The sequence below is a fragment of the uncultured Cetobacterium sp. genome, assembly GCF_945952365.1.
In the GTDB taxonomy this organism is placed as follows: domain Bacteria; phylum Fusobacteriota; class Fusobacteriia; order Fusobacteriales; family Fusobacteriaceae; genus Cetobacterium_A.
This window is the reverse complement of sequence record NZ_CAMFHX010000006.1, coordinates 49,602-69,396: the sequence shown is the minus strand read 5'-3', so window position 1 is coordinate 69,396 and position 19,795 is coordinate 49,602. Positions and strand designations below refer to the sequence as shown.

16 protein-coding genes are annotated in these 19,795 nt (G+C 31.2%); 9 read left to right on the top strand and 7 right to left on the bottom strand.

What is annotated here, in order from left to right; translation table 11 throughout:
- Positions 1-22: 22 nt before the first annotated feature.
- From rbsB to Q0O83_RS03265, 6 genes are all read left to right on the top strand, one after another.
- Positions 23-901 carry a ribose ABC transporter substrate-binding protein RbsB gene (gene rbsB, locus Q0O83_RS03290; protein ID WP_294094165.1) on the top strand — a complete coding sequence of 293 codons (879 nt, stop codon included), beginning with the start codon at positions 23-25 and terminating at the stop codon, positions 899-901.
- A 124-nt stretch (positions 902-1,025) separates the two neighbouring features.
- A complete protein-coding gene (locus Q0O83_RS03285) occupies positions 1,026-3,098 on the top strand; it encodes a molybdopterin oxidoreductase family protein (protein ID WP_294094163.1) in 2,073 nt (690 codons plus the stop codon).
- Positions 3,099-3,109: 11 nt separating this feature from the next.
- Positions 3,110-3,514: a 4Fe-4S dicluster domain-containing protein gene (locus Q0O83_RS03280; RefSeq protein WP_294094161.1), complete on the top strand. Its 405-nt coding sequence runs from the start codon at positions 3,110-3,112 to the stop codon at positions 3,512-3,514.
- Position 3,515: 1 nt separating this feature from the next.
- Entirely contained in the window at positions 3,516-4,790 is a 1,275-nt protein-coding gene (locus Q0O83_RS03275; RefSeq protein WP_294094158.1) for an FAD-dependent oxidoreductase, read from the top strand.
- Between the two features lie 22 nt (positions 4,791-4,812).
- A complete protein-coding gene (locus Q0O83_RS03270; RefSeq protein WP_294094154.1) occupies positions 4,813-5,754 on the top strand; it encodes a TDT family transporter in 942 nt (313 codons plus the stop codon).
- A 197-nt stretch (positions 5,755-5,951) separates the two neighbouring features.
- Positions 5,952-7,259 carry a bifunctional diguanylate cyclase/phosphodiesterase gene (locus tag Q0O83_RS03265; protein ID WP_294094153.1) on the top strand — a complete coding sequence of 436 codons (1,308 nt, stop codon included), beginning with the start codon at positions 5,952-5,954 and terminating at the stop codon, positions 7,257-7,259.
- On the opposite strand, the gene Q0O83_RS03260 is transcribed toward Q0O83_RS03265, so the two are convergent.
- The 4 genes from Q0O83_RS03260 to Q0O83_RS03245 form a co-directional block, all read right to left on the bottom strand.
- Positions 7,256-8,047: an endonuclease/exonuclease/phosphatase family protein gene (locus Q0O83_RS03260; protein WP_294094151.1), complete on the bottom strand. Its 792-nt coding sequence runs from the start codon at positions 8,045-8,047 to the stop codon at positions 7,256-7,258. The two genes, Q0O83_RS03265 and Q0O83_RS03260, sit on opposite strands and share 4 nt — an antisense overlap.
- A 3-nt stretch (positions 8,048-8,050) precedes the next feature.
- Complete coding sequence (locus tag Q0O83_RS03255) at positions 8,051-9,685, bottom strand: PTS transporter subunit IIBC (RefSeq protein WP_294094150.1); 1,635 nt, start codon at positions 9,683-9,685, stop codon at positions 8,051-8,053.
- A gap of 16 nt (positions 9,686-9,701) precedes the next feature.
- Positions 9,702-11,351, bottom strand: a complete 1,650-nt coding sequence (locus tag Q0O83_RS03250) for an alpha-glucosidase (RefSeq protein WP_294094148.1) — start codon at positions 11,349-11,351, stop codon at positions 9,702-9,704.
- Between the two features lie 139 nt (positions 11,352-11,490).
- Positions 11,491-12,474, bottom strand: coding sequence for a LacI family DNA-binding transcriptional regulator (locus Q0O83_RS03245; protein WP_294094147.1), 984 nt, complete (start codon positions 12,472-12,474; stop codon positions 11,491-11,493).
- A 200-nt stretch (positions 12,475-12,674) separates the two neighbouring features.
- On the opposite strand from Q0O83_RS03245, the gene Q0O83_RS03240 reads away from it, so the two are divergent.
- From Q0O83_RS03240 to Q0O83_RS03230, 3 genes are all read left to right on the top strand, one after another.
- Positions 12,675-14,291, top strand: coding sequence for an alpha-glucoside-specific PTS transporter subunit IIBC (locus Q0O83_RS03240; protein ID WP_294094145.1), 1,617 nt, complete (start codon positions 12,675-12,677; stop codon positions 14,289-14,291).
- Between the two features lie 11 nt (positions 14,292-14,302).
- Complete coding sequence (locus Q0O83_RS03235) at positions 14,303-15,628, top strand: 6-phospho-alpha-glucosidase (RefSeq protein ID WP_294094143.1); 1,326 nt, start codon at positions 14,303-14,305, stop codon at positions 15,626-15,628.
- A 183-nt stretch (positions 15,629-15,811) separates the two neighbouring features.
- Positions 15,812-16,654 carry a sensor domain-containing diguanylate cyclase gene (locus Q0O83_RS03230; RefSeq protein WP_294094141.1) on the top strand — a complete coding sequence of 281 codons (843 nt, stop codon included), beginning with the start codon at positions 15,812-15,814 and terminating at the stop codon, positions 16,652-16,654.
- 12 nt (positions 16,655-16,666) lie between these two features.
- Here Q0O83_RS03230 and Q0O83_RS03225 read toward each other — a convergent pair whose 3' ends face one another.
- From Q0O83_RS03225 to Q0O83_RS03215, 3 genes are read right to left on the bottom strand one after another with little or no spacing between them, the layout of a single operon-like run.
- Entirely contained in the window at positions 16,667-17,383 is a 717-nt protein-coding gene (locus Q0O83_RS03225) for a MurR/RpiR family transcriptional regulator (RefSeq protein WP_294094140.1), read from the bottom strand.
- 21 nt (positions 17,384-17,404) lie between these two features.
- Entirely contained in the window at positions 17,405-18,082 is a 678-nt protein-coding gene (locus tag Q0O83_RS03220) for a CpsB/CapC family capsule biosynthesis tyrosine phosphatase (protein ID WP_294094138.1), read from the bottom strand.
- Between the two features lie 25 nt (positions 18,083-18,107).
- Positions 18,108-19,757, bottom strand: coding sequence for an AAA family ATPase (locus Q0O83_RS03215; protein ID WP_294094136.1), 1,650 nt, complete (start codon positions 19,755-19,757; stop codon positions 18,108-18,110).
- Between the last annotated feature and the right edge of the window lie 38 nt (positions 19,758-19,795).

Sequence of the window (19,795 nt, the reverse complement as noted above, 5' to 3'; positions counted from 1 at the left end):
ATAAAAAAATAGGTGGTTGAATATGAAAAATAGATTTAGGTACTTAGGATTTATGACTTTAGTTTTAGGAATGACTACTCTTGTAGAAGCTGCAAAAATTGGATTTGTTGTTTCAACACAAGATAATCCTTTCTTTGTTACTCTTAAAGAGGGTGCTGTTTCTGCTGCTAAAGAGATGGGACATGAAATTGTAGTTTTAGACTCTCAAAACGATCCTTCTAAAGAGTTAGGAAATGTTGAGGATTTACTTATAAATAAAATTGATGTTTTACTTATAAACCCAACAGATTCTGATGCTGTTATATCATCAGTTAAAGCTGCTAACCGTCGTAAAGTACCTGTAATAACTTTAGATAGAGCTTCTAATGGTGGAAAAGTAGTGGCTCACATTGCATCTGATAACGTTGCTGGTGGAGAGTTAGCTGGAAACTTTATTATTGAAAAATTAGAAGGAAAATCAGTTAAAGTTGTTGAACTTGAAGGAATTCCTGGTACGACTGCTGCTCGTGATAGAGGAAAGGGTTTCAATAAAGCTGCTGCTGAGAAATTAGATATCGTAGCTAAACAAGCTGCTGATTTTGATAGAACAAAGGGACTTAATGTTATGGAAAATATACTTCAAGGACAATCTGAAATTAGTGCTGTTTTCGCTCATAACGACGAGATGGCTCTTGGAGCTTTAAGAGCTATTGAAGCTGCTGGTAATAAAGATATTTTAATAGTTGGATTTGATGCGACTGAAGATGCTGTTAAAGCCGTGAAAGATGGAAAACTAGCTGCAACTGTAGCACAAAAACCTGCTGAAATTGGTGCAGAGGGTGTTTATGCTGCTGATAAAATAATAAAAAAAGAAAGTATTCCAGAGTTCATTCCTGTTGATTTAGAGCTAGTAACACAATAGTTTAAACAGATTTAGAATAAATTTTGAGCTTTTTTATCGTAGTGTGACTTTAATCACACTACTTTTTTTTATTTAAAAGTATTATAATAGATAAAATACTTGTATACCAAGGAGGAGATGTGTTATGAATAAAATTCAAACGACTTGCAACTATTGTTCACTAGCTTGTAACATGGATTTTTATGTGGAGAACGAATCTATAAAAAAGGTTGTTCCTTCTGAAAAATATCCTGTTAATAAAGGATTCAGCTGTATCAAGGGGCTTAACTTAGATAAGCAACTTACTTCTGATGATTTTCCAAAAAATCCTATACTGAAAACACCAAACGGAAGAGAGGAGATATCTTGGGATTCTGCTTACTCACTTTTTAGTCAAAAATTGAAAGATATTACAGACAAATATGGTAAAGAGAGTGTAGCTGCTATAAGTACTGGTCAACTTGCTTTAGAAGAGATGGCTTTAGTTGGTCATGTTTTTAGAAACTACGTAGGTGGACAATTAGATGGAAATACAAGACTTTGTATGGCAACTTCGGTTGTAGCTCACAAGCAAAGTTTTGGTTTTGATGCTCCCCCTTATACTTTAAATGATTTCGAACTTTCTGACACAATTATTTTCACTGGAGCTAACCCTGTTGTAGCTCACCCTATCATCTGGGATAGAGTAAGAAAAAATAAAAACAAAAAAGTTATCGTTATCGATATTAGAAGAAGTGAAACAGCTATAAATGCAGATTATTTCTTCTGCATAAAACCAAAAAGTGATCTTGTTCTTTACTATACTATAGCTAACTACTTAATCGAAAAAAATTGGATTGATAACTCATATATAGAAAACTTCTCTGAAAACTTTGAAGATTTCAAAAACCATGTAAGCAAATTCTCTATAGATGATATCGAAGAAACTGTTGGAATCACTAAAGAGGAGTTTATAACTCTAGCAACACTTATCCATGAAGGAGATGCTGTTTCTTTCTGGTGGACGATGGGAATCAACCAAAGTTACCAAGCTGTTAGAACTGCTCAAGGAATAATAAACTTAGCTGTTATGACTGGAAATATCGGAAGACCTGGAACTGGTGCTAACTCTATAACTGGACAATGTAACGCTATGGGTTCTCGTTTATTCAGTAACACTACTGGACTTTATGGTGGCGGAGAGTATGCTGATGAAGCTAAAAGAAAGTTTGTTGGAGAAGCTCTTGGATTAGACCCTGCTATATTCCCAACAAAGCCAACTCTACCTTACAATGTTATTATAGAGAAAATAATATCTGGTGAGATTAAAGCTCTTTGGATTCTTTGTACAAACCCTAGACACTCTTGGATAAACAACTACGAATTCCAAAAAGCGATTGAAAAGCTAGAACTTTTTGTTGTTCAAGATTTATATCCTAATACTGATAGTTCAGAGTTAGCAGATCTATTCTTGCCAGTTGTATCTGGAATTCAAAAAGAGGGAACTCTTATCAACACAGAGAGAAGAATCTCTAAACTAAACCCAGTATTACCAAAACCAGAGGGAAGATTCACTGATTTCGAAGTTATATACAATTTAGGAAAAGCTTTAGGAATGGGAGATTTACTAAACGGATGGGAAACTCCTGAATTAGTTTTCAATAAAATGAAAGCTGTTACTAAAGGAACTCCTTGTGATATGACTGGAGTTAGTTACAAACTTTTAGAAGAGGGATATGGTGTTCAATGGCCATTCCGTGAAGGTGAAGTTTTAGTTGATCACGAGAGAAGACTTTATGAAAATAACGAATACTATACTCCTAGCAAAAAAGTGAAATTCATGTTTGAAGATATCACAGAAAATCCTGTTCCAACAAATGCAGAGTTTCCATATGTTTTAAACACTGGAAGAGGAACTGTTGGACAATGGCATACTCAAACTAGAACAAAAGAGATAACTTATGTAAATGATTCTACATCTAATAAATCATACATCTATATCTCTAAAAGCTTAGGAGAGAAATTAGGAATTGAAAATCAAGAAGAGATTTTAGTTCACTCTATCAACGGTAGAAGTAGTAAATTCTGGGCTTTACTTACAGAAAATCTACCTCATGATATTTTATACGCACCTATTCACTATATAGAAACAAATAATCTTACACTTTCTATATACGACCCTTACTCTAAAGAGCCATCATATAAATATGCACCTGTCTCTATAGAGAAGATTAATTAGGAGGGATTCACTTGAAAAGAATAAAAATAGATAGAAGTAAATGTATTGGATGCCTAACTTGTGTTAGTGCTTGCTTAGTTTCACACAACTCTGCCGACTCTAGAAATAGAGTCGTACTGAGCAGTGATTTTAAATTTTCGCCAATATTCTGTAGAAATTGTAATTTACCAGAGTGTGTTTACACATGTATGAGTGGAGCTATGAGAAAAGACAATGAAACTGGTTATGTTACTTACGATAAAAACAAGTGTGCTAGTTGCTATATGTGTATTATGGCCTGCCCGTATGGAACTTTAAAAGAGGATAAAGCTACTAAAAAAGAGATTATGAAATGTAATATGTGTACACATAATCCAGATGGACCACAATGCGTGGCTAAATGCCCAATGGCTGCTATCACTCTTGAGGAGGTTTAAAATGAAATATGTTATAATTGGAGCTTCGGCTGCTGGAATAAATGGAGCTGAAAATCTAAGAGCTCTTGATAAAAATGCAGAGATTACTTTAATCTCAAAAGATACAGAGATTTACTCTAGATGTATTCTTCATCACTATATTGGAAATATGAGAGATGTTGAAGGGATTAACTTCGTAGATAAAGATTTTTTTGAAAAGAATAATATAAATTGGATGAAAGGTAGAGAGGTTACCTCTTTAGATGAAGTTAATAAAACTATTACACTTGATAACAACGAAGTTGTAACTTATGATAAAGTTTTAATAGCATCTGGGTCTAGACCATTTTTCCCACCTCTTGAAAATATTCATGGGAAAACAAATGTTGTTGGATTAAAATCTTTAGATGACTGCAATACAATTTTAGAACTTTCTAAAACTAGCAAAAATATCGTTGTCGTTGGTGCTGGACTTATCGGTATGGATGCTGTTGTTGGATTATTACACAACGAAAATGTAAATGCTAAAATTTCGCTAATTGAAATGGCTGATAGATTACTTCCACTTCAATTAGATAAAGAAGCTTCATTAGCCTATGAAGCAAAAATGATTGAACATGGAGTAGATTTACACTTCACTTCAAAAGTAACTGGGCTTGATGTAAATCCTGAAAATGATTCACTTATAAATGGATTATATTTTGAAACTACTAGAGAGGATAGAACTGACATTGAACATATTCCAGCAGATTTAGTTATAGTTTGTGCAGGTGTTCGTCCAAATATTCAATTTTTAGAAAATACATCTATTAACACTGATAGATTGGGATTACTTTTCAATCCAAAAGGTGAAACTAATGTAAAGGATGTTTATGGTGCTGGTGACGTAAGTGGTAGAGGAACTATCTGGTCAGTAGCTGTAAAAGAGGGAATTGCAGCCACATCAAATATGGCTGGAGTAGAAAGAGATATGGATGACTTCTTCTATGCTAAATCAACTATGAACTTCTTTGATATTCCTACTCTATCTTTAGGATGTCATAGTGCATTTGATAAAATTGAAGGACTGACTATTGAAAGTATTAGAGAAAAAAATGGTGTTTATAAAAAAATTGCTCATAAGGATGGACATATCTATGGAGCTATCGTTCAAGGAGATTTAGCTTATACAGGAGTATTGGCTCAACTTATAAGACTATATATCGATATTTCAAAAATAAAAAAATCAATATTTAACATTGATTACTCTGACTTCTTCAATATAGATGCAGAGCAACAATTTGAATACAAAGACTAAAAATTAATAAAAGGAGATCAAAATGATTAAAACAACACTTGATAGGCTTGAACGTTTTCCTGTAGGAGCTATCGCCACAACAGTTGGTGCATGTACTCTTGCAAATGCTTATCTACTACTAAACTTTACTCTTCTTAGAAGTATTTTTATGATTATTGGAATAGTAGTATTTATTTTAGCAACAATTAAAATTTTTAGACACAAAGAGGCTTTTTTAGCAGAGTATAGCAATACAATTCCTGCTAGTTTATATGGAACATACTCTATGCTAGCAATGATCATAGGAGCATTCTTACTTCCATATAGTCCTTTCTTAGGTAAAAATCTATGGTTATTTGGAGTTTTCTTCCATGCATTTGCTATCTGTATATTTACATATAGAAATGTAATTAAAAACTTCAAAATTGAAATTTTTGTTCCTAGCTGGTTTGTTACATATAATGGAATAATGGTTTCGGTTGTTGTAGGTGGAGCTATGAATGAACCTGTAATATTAAAATGGGTTACAATCTATGGTTTAATAGCTTTCTTCTCGATAATACCGTTTATGATTAGAAGACTTATTACAAAACCATTACCAGATATGGTTTACCATACAAAAGCTATTCTTCTAGCACCATCAAGTCTTTGTGCTATAAGTTATTTAAATGTTATGAAAGACCCAAATCTTAAAGTTGCTATTTTCCTTTATGGAATAGTTTTCATTACTCTGATCTCTATTCTATTGAGTATTCCAAAGTTCTTTAGCTTCAACTTCCATCCAGGATTTGCAGGAACTACCTTCCCAATGGCTGTTGGAACAGTTGCAACATTCAGAATGAGTGCTTATTTAAACAGCATAAATCTTGTGGAATATTCAAATATACTTAGAGATATAGCTGGAATTCAACTTTATATCACTACTGGAATAATTTCATTTGTTTTTTATAATTTCTTAAAAAAAATTAAAACCACTTCTAAATAAGAAGTGGTTTTTTTTAATACGCAAATAAGAATATTTTTCTCATTTCTAAACAAACACAACTACAAAAAACCATTTGTTGCATATCACTTAAAAAAAGTGTATTTTTTCTGAAAAATTCTGTTGCTTTTTCTTAATTTTAATGATATATTTATGAGGCATTTCATTTTATTTATGATTTTATTTCAAGGGGAGGAACAGTGGGCATTAATTTTATGCTTTTTATTTTCATCGTATTTCAATTAGCAATTTTATTCAAATATTTACAAGTAAAAAAACAATTAACAAGAGATGATTTAACAAAACTTTATAGTAGAAAAACATACAACGAGTTTTGTAAATCAAAAAACTCTAGTGAAGGGGTCACTTTTTTATTAAATCTTAATAACTTTAAAAAAGTTAATGATCTATACGGTCACGAAGAGGGAGATCTTGTTTTATATCAAACTAGCTTATTTTTAAAAAAAGTTTTCAAAAAAGATGAAATCTTCAGAATCTCAGGGGATGAGTTCTATATCTTTTCACACTCCAATAAAACCCCAACAGACAAAATAGAAAAATTAAAAGAGTTGTTTTCTGATTCTTTTTTAATGAAAAAATATAATACTTCATTTACCTTAGGGTATCATAAAAAATCTAGTTGCATCTCATTACACGAATCTTTTAAGTGTTCTGATATGGCTATGTCTGCAATTAAAAAAAATAATGAACTTTGGTATAAAGAAGCTACAAATAATTTTATTGAAAGGGCTCGAAGAAATGAAAAAATAAAATCTCTTCTTGAAAATTCAATAAACAGTGAATTTTATGCAGTATTTCAACCTAAATATAACCTTAGTGACAACTCACTGAGTGGAGCTGAAGCTCTTGCTCGTTGGGAAAATAACGATTTAAAATTTATTAGCCCTGCTGAATTTATTCCACTAGCTGAAAAAATGGGTATCGTTTATAAAATTGATTATAAAATCGCTGAAGAAGCTATAAAAAAAGTTGCAGTACTTTTGGAAAAAAAATCTGTTACAAAAGATTTTAGACTTTCATTCAATATGTCCTCTGAAACTTTTATGAGAGAGGATATGGTTCCATATATTTTTGATCTTTTAGATTTTTATAAAGTTGACGGAAAAAATATTGAGATTGAAATAACAGAAACTATGATTTTAAACAATTCAAAAACTACAATTGAAAGATTAGAAAAATTAAAAGAAAAAGATATACTTATATCTATGGATGATTTTACTGCTGGATATTCAACTGTTGGACTTCTTGCAACACTTCCAGTAGATATTGTTAAATTTGATAGATCTCTAATTTTGGCTATGAATGAAGATGATCAAAAAGGAAAGGTTATCTATAAAGGGTTAGTTAAAATTATGAAAAGTTTAGGTTTAAAAATTGTTGCTGAAGGTATTGAAAAAGAGGAAGATTTAGAATTCCTTATTCAAAACTCTGTAGAATATGGTCAGGGGTTCCTTTTAGGAAAGCCTCAAAGAGACTTTCTAATTTAGAAAGTCTCTACAGCTACTCCAAAATGATCAGAAATTATATCTTTATTTTTAGAATTAAATATCACATTACTAGACTTTATCTCTAACTCTCTATTGGTTAAAATAAAGTCTATTCTTTTTGAAGCACTACACTTCCCTTCCCATCCAGCTATGACACCCAAAACTGTTATTCCATCATCTTTTTCTAAAGCATGAGAGTACGTATCTTTTAATCCCTTTTGGATTAGATAATCATATCCCTCTCCTCTTATATTGGCGTCATTATTAAAATCTCCCATAAGAAAATATCTATTTCCTCTTTTGTTGGCAAACTCTAACAGATTATCTACTTGTTGCTGAAATGAATTCTCAGAATCATTCCACCATCCAAGATGACAGTTATAAAAATCTACAACCTCTTCCCCTAAAGTCTGAGATATCATAGTAAATTTTCTACTTTTCCAAAAGTTAGTATCTTTTAATGCTCCTACAAAATGACTTATATGCTCTTCTATTTTACCTTTATATAAAATTGCAGTGCCTTCATGAAAAACATCATAACCTATGTGATGATAATCCCAAACAAAGTTATAAATGACCTCTCTTTTTTTCAACTCTTCACAGATAAGATAAGCAAAGTTACTTTCTCTTATATCATTATATATAATCTTATCCTCTATTAATTGGTTTACCTCTTGTAAGGCTATTATATCATACCCCTCTTGAACAATAACTTCGGCGAGGCACTTCATTTTGTCTATTTGATTTTCCTCCTGCCAAGAGTGACAGTTCAAAGTAAGTAGTTTCATTTTTTATCTCCCTAGTATATCTATTATTTTACATTTTAATATATCTGCTTTTGGTCCATATATAGCTTGAACTCCACAATCTTTTACTATAAGACCAATTGAACCTGTTTTTTTCCAAAGCCCTTTATCTCCAACAGCCTCTGAATTTTTAACTGTAACTCTAAGCCTAGTCATACACGCATCCACTTCAACTATATTTTCACTTCCACCTAAAAGTTCTATTATTTTAACAGGAATAGCATCTCCAGCTTCAGAGACCTCTTTTCTTTCTGAAGTTGTTTCCTCATCATCAATATAATTCCCTTTTCTTCCAGGTGTTGGCAAATCATATTTTTTAATAATTATATTAAATAACGAATAGTTCAAGAAGAAAAAACTAGTCGAAGCTATTACAAAGTTTATCAAATCTCTATATAATCCAGCTTTTATCATTAGCGGTAAACGAGATAATAACTCAAGAGAACCAAACGAGTGAACTCTTAAAGAGATTATATCTACAAGAGCAAAAGCTATTCCTGTTAGAATTGCATATGCAACATATAAAATTGGAGCTACAAACATAAACATAAATTCTATAGGTTCAGTTACTCCTGTTAAAAATACAGCTAACATCGATGATAAAAATATCGTTTTGTATTGAGTTTTTTTATCACTATCCACATTATTTAGCATAGCAAGACCTATTCCTAAAAGTGATGCTGTGGATAAAATAACTTGACCAGCTTTAAACCTTGCAGGTACAACTGTTTCTAATAAATTTTGATACCCAGCTGTATCTCCCATAGATTTGAAATTATTTAAATCAGTTATCCAAGCTAACCAAATAGGGTCTTGACCAGCCATAACGCTTCCCGCTGCTGCTCCCGTTAGAACTGTATAAGTTCCCCCAAGCTCTGTGTAGTTCATTGGAATTGTTAGCATATGATGTAATCCAAATGGTAACAACAATCTTTCTAAAGCTCCATATACAAACGGTGCTAAAACTGGAGCTGTATTTCTTGAAGTTGCTATCCACTCTCCAAAACTATTTAGTCCCCATTGAGCAAATGGCCATATCAATGAAAGCACTGTTGCCATAACAAAAGATCCGAATATAACTGTGAATGGCACAAATCTTTTTCCATTGAAAAATGTTAAAGATTTTGGTAGTTTATCAAAATTTTGATATTTGTTAAATAGTACCGCTCCTAGAAACCCTGATAGTATTCCTACGAAAACTCCCATATTTAAAGCTGGAGCTCCCATAACGCTAGTAAAATAATTTTTAACTAACAGTTCTTGTCCTGTTAATGAATTTACAACAGCATCTGGATTGTTTAAAATAGCACTATTTATTCCAAATATTGCTCCTGTAATTCTATTTGTAAGTATAAATGCCATAACTCCTGCAAACGCTCCACCAGCTTTCTCCTTTGCCCACGATCCCCCGATCGCAGCAGCAAATAGAATATTCAGATTTACAATAACTCCCCATCCCATATCCTCTATAATTCTTCCAATCATTGAAAGACCACTCGTTCCAAGAAGTTTACCAATAGAAACCATAAGCCCTGCCGCAGGCATAACCGCTATTACTACAATCAAAGCTTTTCCTAATTTTTGCCAAAAATCAAATGATACTAAACTGTTCTTTTTCATTTTAACACTCCCCTATTTAAATTTTATAAACTATACTTTCATAAGCCCTAATTTGAAACTCTTCAGATTTTCTATTTATTTTTTCATAGTTAGCTAAAACTATATTCTTATCTTTTAAATTAAATTCTGACAAATCTAATTTTTTTTCATTTTTACTTAAATTAGCTAAAACCAAATATTTTTCATTTTCAAACTCTCTTAAATACGCAAACACATGCTCATCATTTTCTAAAAGTAGTTTGAAATCTCCATATGTTAAAGTTTTACTCTCTTTTTTTAACTTTATCAAACTTTTATAGTAGTTGTAAATAGAGTTTTCTTCATGAAGTTGATTTTTTACATTTATCTTTTTATAATTTCCATTTACTTTTAACCAAGGTTTCCCACTACTAAATCCAGCATTTTTTGAATCATCCCATTGCATAGGTGTTCTAGAGTTATCTCTAGATGTGTTTGACAATATCTCTAAAACCTCTTTCTCAGGTACTCCAGATTCAAGCTTCTCTCTTCCCTCGTTTAAACTCTTTACATCTTTAAACTCTGATAATGAATTAAAAATTGTATTAGTCATACCTATCTCTTGTCCTTGATATATGAAAGGGGTTCCTTTTTGTAAAAAATATGCTGTTGCAAATGATTTTGCTGACTCCATCCAATACTCTTCATCGTTACCCCACGTCGATGTACTTCTCGGTATATCATGGTTTTCTATAAAAAGAGCGTTCCACCCTTTATCTTTTAAAGCTACTTGCCATTTATTTAAAACATCTTTATATGCTTTTGGACAAAACTCTGTTTTCTCCTCATAATCCCATAACTTTAGATGCTCAAACTGGAATATCATATTGAATTTCCCCTTTTCACTACAAACCCACTCATCAGAATTTTCAGCATCTACTCCATTAGCTTCTCCAACTGTAACTATATCATAGTTATCAAAAGTTGATTCCTTTAGTTCTTTTAGGTATTTTTGGATTCCATCCACATTCATATGCATATCAAAAGAATCAACATATCTCTTTCCCAAAGGATTAGGCATATCTGGGAATCCATCAGCTTTTTTTATATGACTTATTGCATCTACTCTAAATCCATCAATCCCTTTATCTAGCCACCAATTCATCATTTTATAGATTGCTTTTCTCATCTCTTCATTTTCCCAGTTTAAATCTGGTTGCTTTTTAGAGAAAAGGTGTAGATAGTATTCATCTGTTTTTGAGCATTTTTCCCAAACTGATCCTTTAAATATACTCTCCCAGTTATTTGGTTCAGCTTCATCTTTCCCCTCTTTCCAAATATACCAATCACGTTTTGGACTATCCTTTGACTCTCTAGCTTCTATAAACCAAGGGTGTTCATCACTTGTATGATTTATAACGAGATCAATTATAAGCTTCATACCTCTTTTATGAGTTTCAGCTAACAATTTATCAAAATCTGACATATTTCCAAACTCTTCTAAAATATCTTTATAGTCACTTATGTCATAACCATTATCGTCGTTTGGACTTTTAAAAAATGGCGATACCCAAATTAAATCTATTCCCAGCTCTTTTAAATAATCCAATTTTTCAATTATACCATTTAAATCTCCAATTCCATCCCCATTTGAATCTTTAAAACTTCTTGGATAGATTTGATAACCTATTAACTCTTTCCACCACATTTTATCTCCTCCAATTTTATGCAAACGTTTGCCTTTCTTGTTAAAATTATTCTAGCATTAAATTATATTTTTGTCTAGATATAAAACAAAAAAGTTGTAAAAATGATACTACATGCATTTTTACAACTTTTATTTTTCTTTAAACCTCTATATCTACAACTCTACTGCTCTCTTCTATTCCTATTTCTATACTTTGAACTAAAATATCCACAGCTTCAATTCCTAATTTTTCTGGTTTTATATCTATTAAAAAAACTTTTTCACGCCACATCTCTTTCAAATTTGTTTTATTAAAACTAGCTATATTTACATCTACAACTCTATTTTTTTCACAATATTCTAAAACACCTTCTAATAGATTATCTTCAGAAATTATAAAATTTTTAGGATTCTCTTTTTCAAAAATTTTCTTAGCTAAACGATACCCCTCTTCTCTTGAAAAACTTTCTCCTAAATATATCTCTCCATCTAAACCTAATTCTTTTCTAGCTTTTTCAAACCCCTCTATACGATTACTTGTCACTGTTAAGTTTTTATCACCACCAATAAAAACTATTTTAGAATTTTCTGAATATTCGCTCTTAGCAACTATAATTTTTTTTACTGCTTCATAAGTTGCTTTAGAATTATTATTATCCACCCATAAAGTATGCTCTTTTTTTTCTGGTTCGCCTATTATTACAAATGGAAATGATAACTCTTTTAAAAACTCTATACTTTTATCTTTTTTTCTAGTTGACATCAAGCAAATCCCATCTACAAATCCACTTTCTACAAGCTTTTTTGTACTTTCATACTCCTCTTTTTCACTTTTACAAAAGTCATACATAATATAGTAATCTCTTTCTTTCGCTTTTAAACTTATACCTTGCATAACCTCTATAAAAAACGGACTTGAAAATAACTTTATAGCCTCTTCAGGCATTATAACTCCTAGTACTCCAGTTTTCTTTTTTACCAAACCTCTAGCCATAATATTAGGTTTATAGTTTAATCTTTTTATCGACTCTCTAACCTTTTCTTTTGTGCTCTCACTTATTTTAGAGCTATCTGATATCACTCTTGAAACTGTTGAAACAGAAACTCCTGCATCTATAGCAATCTCTTTTATTGTTATTTTCATTTCTGTAGCTCCTATCTTTTTTCTACATTATAGCGAACTTTTACTCATTTTTCAAAATATTTTATATATTTATATTTGCAACGTAACATGTTACGTTTGTTGTAATGTGTGTTTTTAAACCTTCAAGTATTGATTATGAACTTTTTTTGTTGTATACTCAGATTAACAAAGGATCCTAGAAAAAAATTAGGAGGTACAAAATGTTAAAATTCTTTCAAAGATTAGGTGGGGCACTTTTTGCACCCGTGCTACTTTTCCCATTTGCAGGGTTAACAGTCGCTTTAACAATCATTTTAAAAAATCCAGATTTCGTTGGTTCTCTTGCAGATCCAAATGGTACTTTCTACAAACTTGTTTACATAATTGAAGAGGGTGGTTGGACAGTATTTAGACAACTTCCACTAATTTTCGCTGTTGGTTTACCTATTGGGTTAGCTAAAAAAGCTCATCCGAGAGCTTGCTTATCAGTTTTGGTAACTTACATGACTTACAACTACTTTATAAATGCTATTCTAACTTTTTGGGGTAACAGTTTCGGAGTAGACTTTACTCAAACTATAGGTGGTGTTAGTGGATTAACTACAATAGCTGGAATAAAAACTTTAGATACAAGTATCGTTGGAGCTATTGCTATCTCTGGTTTAACAATCTATATCCACAATAAATTTTTCGATACAAAACTACCTGACTTTTTGGGTATATTCCAAGGAAGTGCTCTTGTTGGTATGATCGCTTTTTTAGCTATGATTCCAGCATCATATGTAACATGTTTGGTATGGCCAAAAATTCAGATGGGGATATCATCACTACAACTACTAATGACATCTTCTGGAACTTTTGGTGTTTGGTTGTACACTCTACTTGAAAGAATACTTATACCTACTGGACTTCACCACTTTATTTATGGTCCATTTATATTTGGACCAGCTGTAATCGACGGTGGTATCCAAGTAGCTTGGGCACAAAATTTATCTAATTTTGCAAACTCGACACTGCCGCTAAAAGAGCTTTTCCCAGCTGGTGGATTCGCACTACACGGAAACAGTAAGATGTTTGCTGCTATCGGAATCGCTCTAGCAATGTATAAAACCGCTCGTCCTGAAAAGAAAAAAATTGTTGCTGGACTTTTAATCCCAGCTACACTTACAGCTGTTTTAGTTGGAATAACTGAGCCTTTAGAATTTACATTCCTATTTGTTGCTCCATTCCTATTTGCAATACATGCTGTTCTAGCTGCCACTATGGCTGCTGTTATGTATGCCTTTGGAGTTGTTGGAAATATGGGATCAGGACTTATTGAAATTGCTGCTATAAACTGGATACCACTTTTCAAAAACCATAGTTCTGTTATGTTCACTCAGCTAGCTGTTGGAATTGCTTTTATTCCAGTTTATTACTTTGTTTTCTCATTCTTCATCGAAAAGTTTAAATTAAAAACTCCTGGAAGAGAGGATGAAGAGGAAGAGATTAAACTTTATACAAAACAGGATTTCAAAAATAAAAAAGATGCTAAAAATGGAAATATTGTTGTTGAAAATGCTTACTTTGATCAAGCTTACACTTTCTTAGAAGCTTTGGGTGGAGCAAATAATATAGAGGTTGTAAATAACTGTGCAACTAGACTTAGAGTTACTGTTTTAGATGAAACTCTAGTAGCTACAGATTCAACGTTTAGAGCTGTTGGTGCTCATGGCGTTGTTAGAAAAGGAAAATCATTCCAAATTATTGTGGGTTTATCTGTACCACAAGTTAGAGATTGTTTTGAAGATTTAATGAATAAAGAGTTAGAAAATACAAAAAATTTAGTTAACGCATAGGAGGGTTTATTATGAAAAAGTTTTCAATTTTAATCGCAGGTGGAGGAAGTACATTTACTCCAGGAATAATTTTAATGTTATTAGACAACTTAGACAAGTTCCCAATAAGACAGATTAAGATGTTTGATAATGATGCTGAAAGACAAGCTAAAATAGGTGACGCTTGTGCAATTCTTTTAAAAGAAAAAGCTCCAGAAATAGAGTTTAGCTACAGTACTAAACCAGAAGAAGCTTTCACAGATATAGATTTCGTTATGGCTCATATAAGAGTTGGAAAATATCCTATGAGAGAGCTAGATGAAAAAATACCTTTAAAACATGGTGTTGTAGGTCAAGAAACTTGTGGACCAGGTGGAGTAGCTTACGGTATGAGATCTATAGGAGGAGTTATTGAACTGATTGACCACATGGAAAAATACTCTCCAAACGCTTGGATGTTAAACTACTCAAACCCAGCTGCTATCGTTGCTGAAGCTACTAGAAGATTAAAACCAAATTCAAAAGTACTTAACATATGTGATATGCCAATTGGAATTGAAGTTAGAATGGCTGAGATTCTTGGATTAGATTCTAGAAAAGATATGGATATCATGTATTATGGATTAAATCATTTTGGTTGGTGGAAATCTATAAAAGATAAAGCTGGAAATGATTTAATGCCAAAAATTAAAGAGCATGTTGCTAAATTTGGATACGTGGAAGATAAAGGAGATAATCAGCATACAGATGCTAGTTGGAATGATACCTTTGCTAAAGCAAAAGATGTCTATGCAATTGACCCTACAACTTTACCTAATACATACTTAAAATACTACCTATTCCCTGATTATGTTGTTGAACACTCAGATAAAGAGTATACAAGAGCAAACGAGGTTATGGATGGAAGAGAGAAGTTTGTATTTGGAGAGTGTGCTAAAATAGTTAAAAACAACACATCTAAAGATACCGCCCTACACATAGATGAGCATGCTTCATATATAGTTGATTTAGCTAGAGCAATTGCTTTTAACACAAAAGAGAAGATGTTACTGATTGTAGAAAATAACGGAGCTATTGTAAACTTTGATTCTACTGCTATGGTAGAGATTCCATGTATAGTTGGAAATGCTGGACCTGAACCTTTAGTTGTAGGAGCTATTCCTCAGTTCCAAAAAGGACTTATGGAACAACAAGTTTCAGTTGAAAAACTAACTGTTGAAGCTTGGATAGAAGGATCATACCAAAAATTATGGCAAGCTCTAACTATGTCAAAAACTGTTCCTAGTGCAACTGTAGCTAAAGCGATACTAGATGATTTAATCGTTGCAAACAAAGATTACTGGCCAAATTTAAAATAAATTATAATATTAAAATAACTTCTATATAAAAGTTTATATAGAAGTTATTTTAATTTTTGTTTTTATTTTTATGTATTTTATATAAAAAATTTCTAATATGCTTTTTTTAGATTTCATAGTATAATATAATACTGTTTCATTTTTATATAATAGCTGGAGGAATTAAAAAATAAAATGCAAAGTATGAGTTTTTTTGAAAAAATAAGTTGTGGTGCATTAATATGTAAAAATGACCCTTATTCTACAATTATTGAAGCAAATAATGCTTTTTACAATCTCATCGGTTATACAAAAGAAGAGATGTCCGAAGTTTTTGACAATAAATTTTCAGCTTTGGTTATAGATGACCTAAACGAAATATTAAAAAAAGTTAGTAATGCTGTGAAAACTAAAAATGTTTTAGATTATGAATTTAGAATTAGAAATAAAAAAGGGGATATTCTTTGGATTCATGATATTGCAACCTATAATCCTGAAGATGATCTTTTTTATGTTGTGATAATGGATGTTACTTATCGAGAGAAAATTTTGAAAAATATCTCAAAATTTTCAGAGATAGACTCTTTATCTCAACTCTTAAATAGAGGGGCTCTAGAAAAAAAAATTAAAAAGAAAATCTCAAATAAAAAAATTGAATCGCAAGCTATGTTTTTAATTGATTTAGATAATTTCAAACAACTTAACGACACTAAAGGTCATCAGGTTGGAGATGAAATTATAAAAATTGTTGGAGAAAAGTTGAAGCTAATTTTTGGTAAAGAGTTTATTCTTGGTCGACTTGGCGGAGATGAATTTTTAGTTTACTTAGAAAATCCCTCTTCTGAAAACATTTTACATCACTATGCTGAAAAAATTTTAAATAATCTTAAATTTAATTCGGACAATGTAGTAGTCGAAGCATCTATCGGAGCTATCTACGACACAACCAAAAAGTTTAGTTTTGAGGAGCTCTACAATCTTTCAGACATCAATCTTTATGAAACTAAAAATACACAAAAAGGGAAATATATATTAAAAACATTTTAAGGGAGCTATTTACTAGCTCCCTTTTAAATACCCATCTACTAACTCTTCAAAGAAAAGAATACTATTACCAAAAAAATCATTTTTCTCTAAGTTTCTATCATCTAATAGATTGCTATTTTTCACTACAAATGTCACTTCAGAAATTTTTTCCATACTACTTCCAGCTATTCCTGTTATCACCACTATAGGAACGTCATTCGCCTTTGCTTTATTACAAAGATTAAGTATAGCTGCTGTTTCTCCTGATTTTGAAACAACAATTAAGAGTGGCTTTTCCTCATAATCTCTTTCCATATTCTCCATATATTCTGACATCATTGAAAAATACCCTAAAATCATAAGTTTATCATTTATATATCTTGCTATATGAGCTGAAAATCCAACTCCATGAACAAATATAGCGCCTCTTTTTCTTGCTTTTAAAAGATTTCTAAATTTCATACCTTTTTGTAAAGTAAAATCCTGACAATAACTGCTATTTAAATCTTTCGCTGCTGAATTAGATTTTAAACTCAGCTCCAATCTATAAACCATATCTATAAAACCTTTGTATCCTAACTTTTTAGAAAGATTCATAACAACTGATGTCGATGCAAAACACTCTCTTGCAACACCTCTAACCCCAACTTCCAAAGCCTTATCAATGTTGTTTACAATATAGCTTAAGGCTAACTCCTCTGATTCTGTCAAATTATATCTTTCACCTAACTTATAGATATCTATCTCCATATTTCCCCACTTTCACTTACTTTATTTTAAAATCTCACGAGGTGAATCCTCTGTTAAAATTTTTAATTTTCCCTCTCCAATAAAAGTTTTAAATAAAATAAACTCTCTATGAAAAGAGTAGTTTCTGTACTCTAAGTTATGAGCATCAGACGCTAAAATATCTACTATATTTTCAGAGTAAAGCAAGTTATCTTTTTTCAACAATCCAGGAATAGCACTTATATTACTTTGTATTTTAACCCCTAGCTCCTTAAACTTTAAAATCTCCTCTTTTGATAGCTCTGGGTATCTTTCTATATGAGCTATAATAATTTTATACCCTTTATTTATGAGTGAAGAGATCATGCTGTATTTTACTTTGAAAAGTAGTCCTCTTGGAAACTCTACCAATATATAGTTACTATCCCCTAAAGTATTAAATTTTTTCTCATCTAAACTAAAAAATGTGTCCATATCCAAATAGATCTCATTTCCTGGATGAATATTTATGTCTATACGCTTCTCTTTCAACGCTATCTTTAACAGCTTAAAATTTTCAGCATAGTTTTTATTTTCATACTTTCCTTTTTTATAGTGTGAGCTACAAACAATATCTTTATATCCAAGCTTAACAGCCTCTCTACAAAGCTGTAAAGACTCCTCTAGTGTTTCTGCTCCATCATCAACCCCAAACAGAATATGACTGTGTATATCAACCATTTTTCTCCCCCATCTATCTCTTATCTTACTTTGAATATATTTTCATCGATTTACTTGAAAATACCAAACCTATCTTAACTATTTTAGTTATTCCACGCTCTTTCAATCCGTTTTCATATATTTTCTTATCTATCTGATTTAAAGCATCTTTTCCAGCTGCATCAAAATCACTTTCTGAAGTTGAACTTGCCACTTTAAACTCAAAAATATATCCAATTCTATTTTTATCTTTTGGTTCTAAAGCTAAATCATAACGCCCTAGACCTTCCTCTCTATTTGAATGAATATAAAAAGTACTATCGAGTCCTATTATCATTCCTAAAATTAAATTATGATAAAACTTCTCCTCTTTGGAACCATCTAAATAGCTCATACTCGCCAAAAACATCGAGTTTATCTTTTCCTCTATTGAGTCATTCCCATAGATTTTTCCAATTAATAAAGCATCTTTCAATTTAGAAAAACTATCTCTATTACTGTTAGTTAATATATTTAAAAACGTTTTTTTAAAATATTTCTTAACTTCAAGGTTAGGAATTCTCAGATAGTACTCATCATCCTCTTCTCCATATCTATCTATAGTCAAATAGCCAGCTGAAAACATTAAGTATAAAATTGTACTGTGGCTATATTTTTCTCCAAAAATCATATTGTCATCTAGAATAGTTCTTGCACTTCCACCGTTTAATAGATTATAAAAGATATCCTTTATATCCAAATCTGCTTCTTTTAAAAGTTCCATAATTAAAGTATTAGCACTAGTATTTACCCAATAACTCTCCAATTTACCAGAATCACAATGATTTATAATACTCCAAGGATTATAGATTTTCTGATTATTAAAAGTATAACCGTTATACCAACTTTTAGCACACTCCATAGTTGTTTCTAAATTATAATGCTTCAAAATCTCTTCTACTTCGGTTTCATTCATACCAAAATGATTGTAATCACCTTTTAATAAAGTGCTTACTTTCAAATTATTTAAACTCGAAAAAATAGATTCTTTCGCCACTCTTAAAATTCCTGTTACAACTGCAAAAGATATTGGTGCATCCTTTAAAGAGCTTCCATAGAAAGTACTCATAAGCTCTTTTACATCTTCATAATAACCTTTTTCATTAGCTATTATCATTGGTGAATCATACTCGTCTATCAATAACACCGGTTTAACACCTACATACTCTTTATAAAGTTCTGACAAAAACTGTAATGCAGTATCATAATCAGCTTCATCTTTTCTTCTTAAAATTTTATCAAAATTTTCAAAATCATATTCATCTAAAAGTTTTAAAAGGTGTTTATGCTCTTTGAATAGTCTACTAATTAGTTTTTTAAACTCTGAAAAGAAATCTTGATAATTTTTTCCAGATAAATCTTTTAAGGTTAAGAATATAACCGGATATTTTCCTGCTCTTTTTATGTACTCTGTTTTTTCTATCTTTAATCCCTTAAAAAGTTTTCTATTCTCTTCAGCATCTTTCATATCTAAAAAGTATTTTAAGGCACTCATGTTCAAAGTTTTTCCAAAACGTCGTGGTCTACAAATTAAGGTTACCTCATAATTTTTTTCTAAAACCTCTTCTATAAATCCAGTTTTATCAACATAGTAGTAATTTCCACCTATGATTTCTTTAAAGTCACTTTTACCAATTGGTAATTTTTTTTTATTCATGCTTTCACACCCTTTCTCTTTTAACATTTAGATTATTA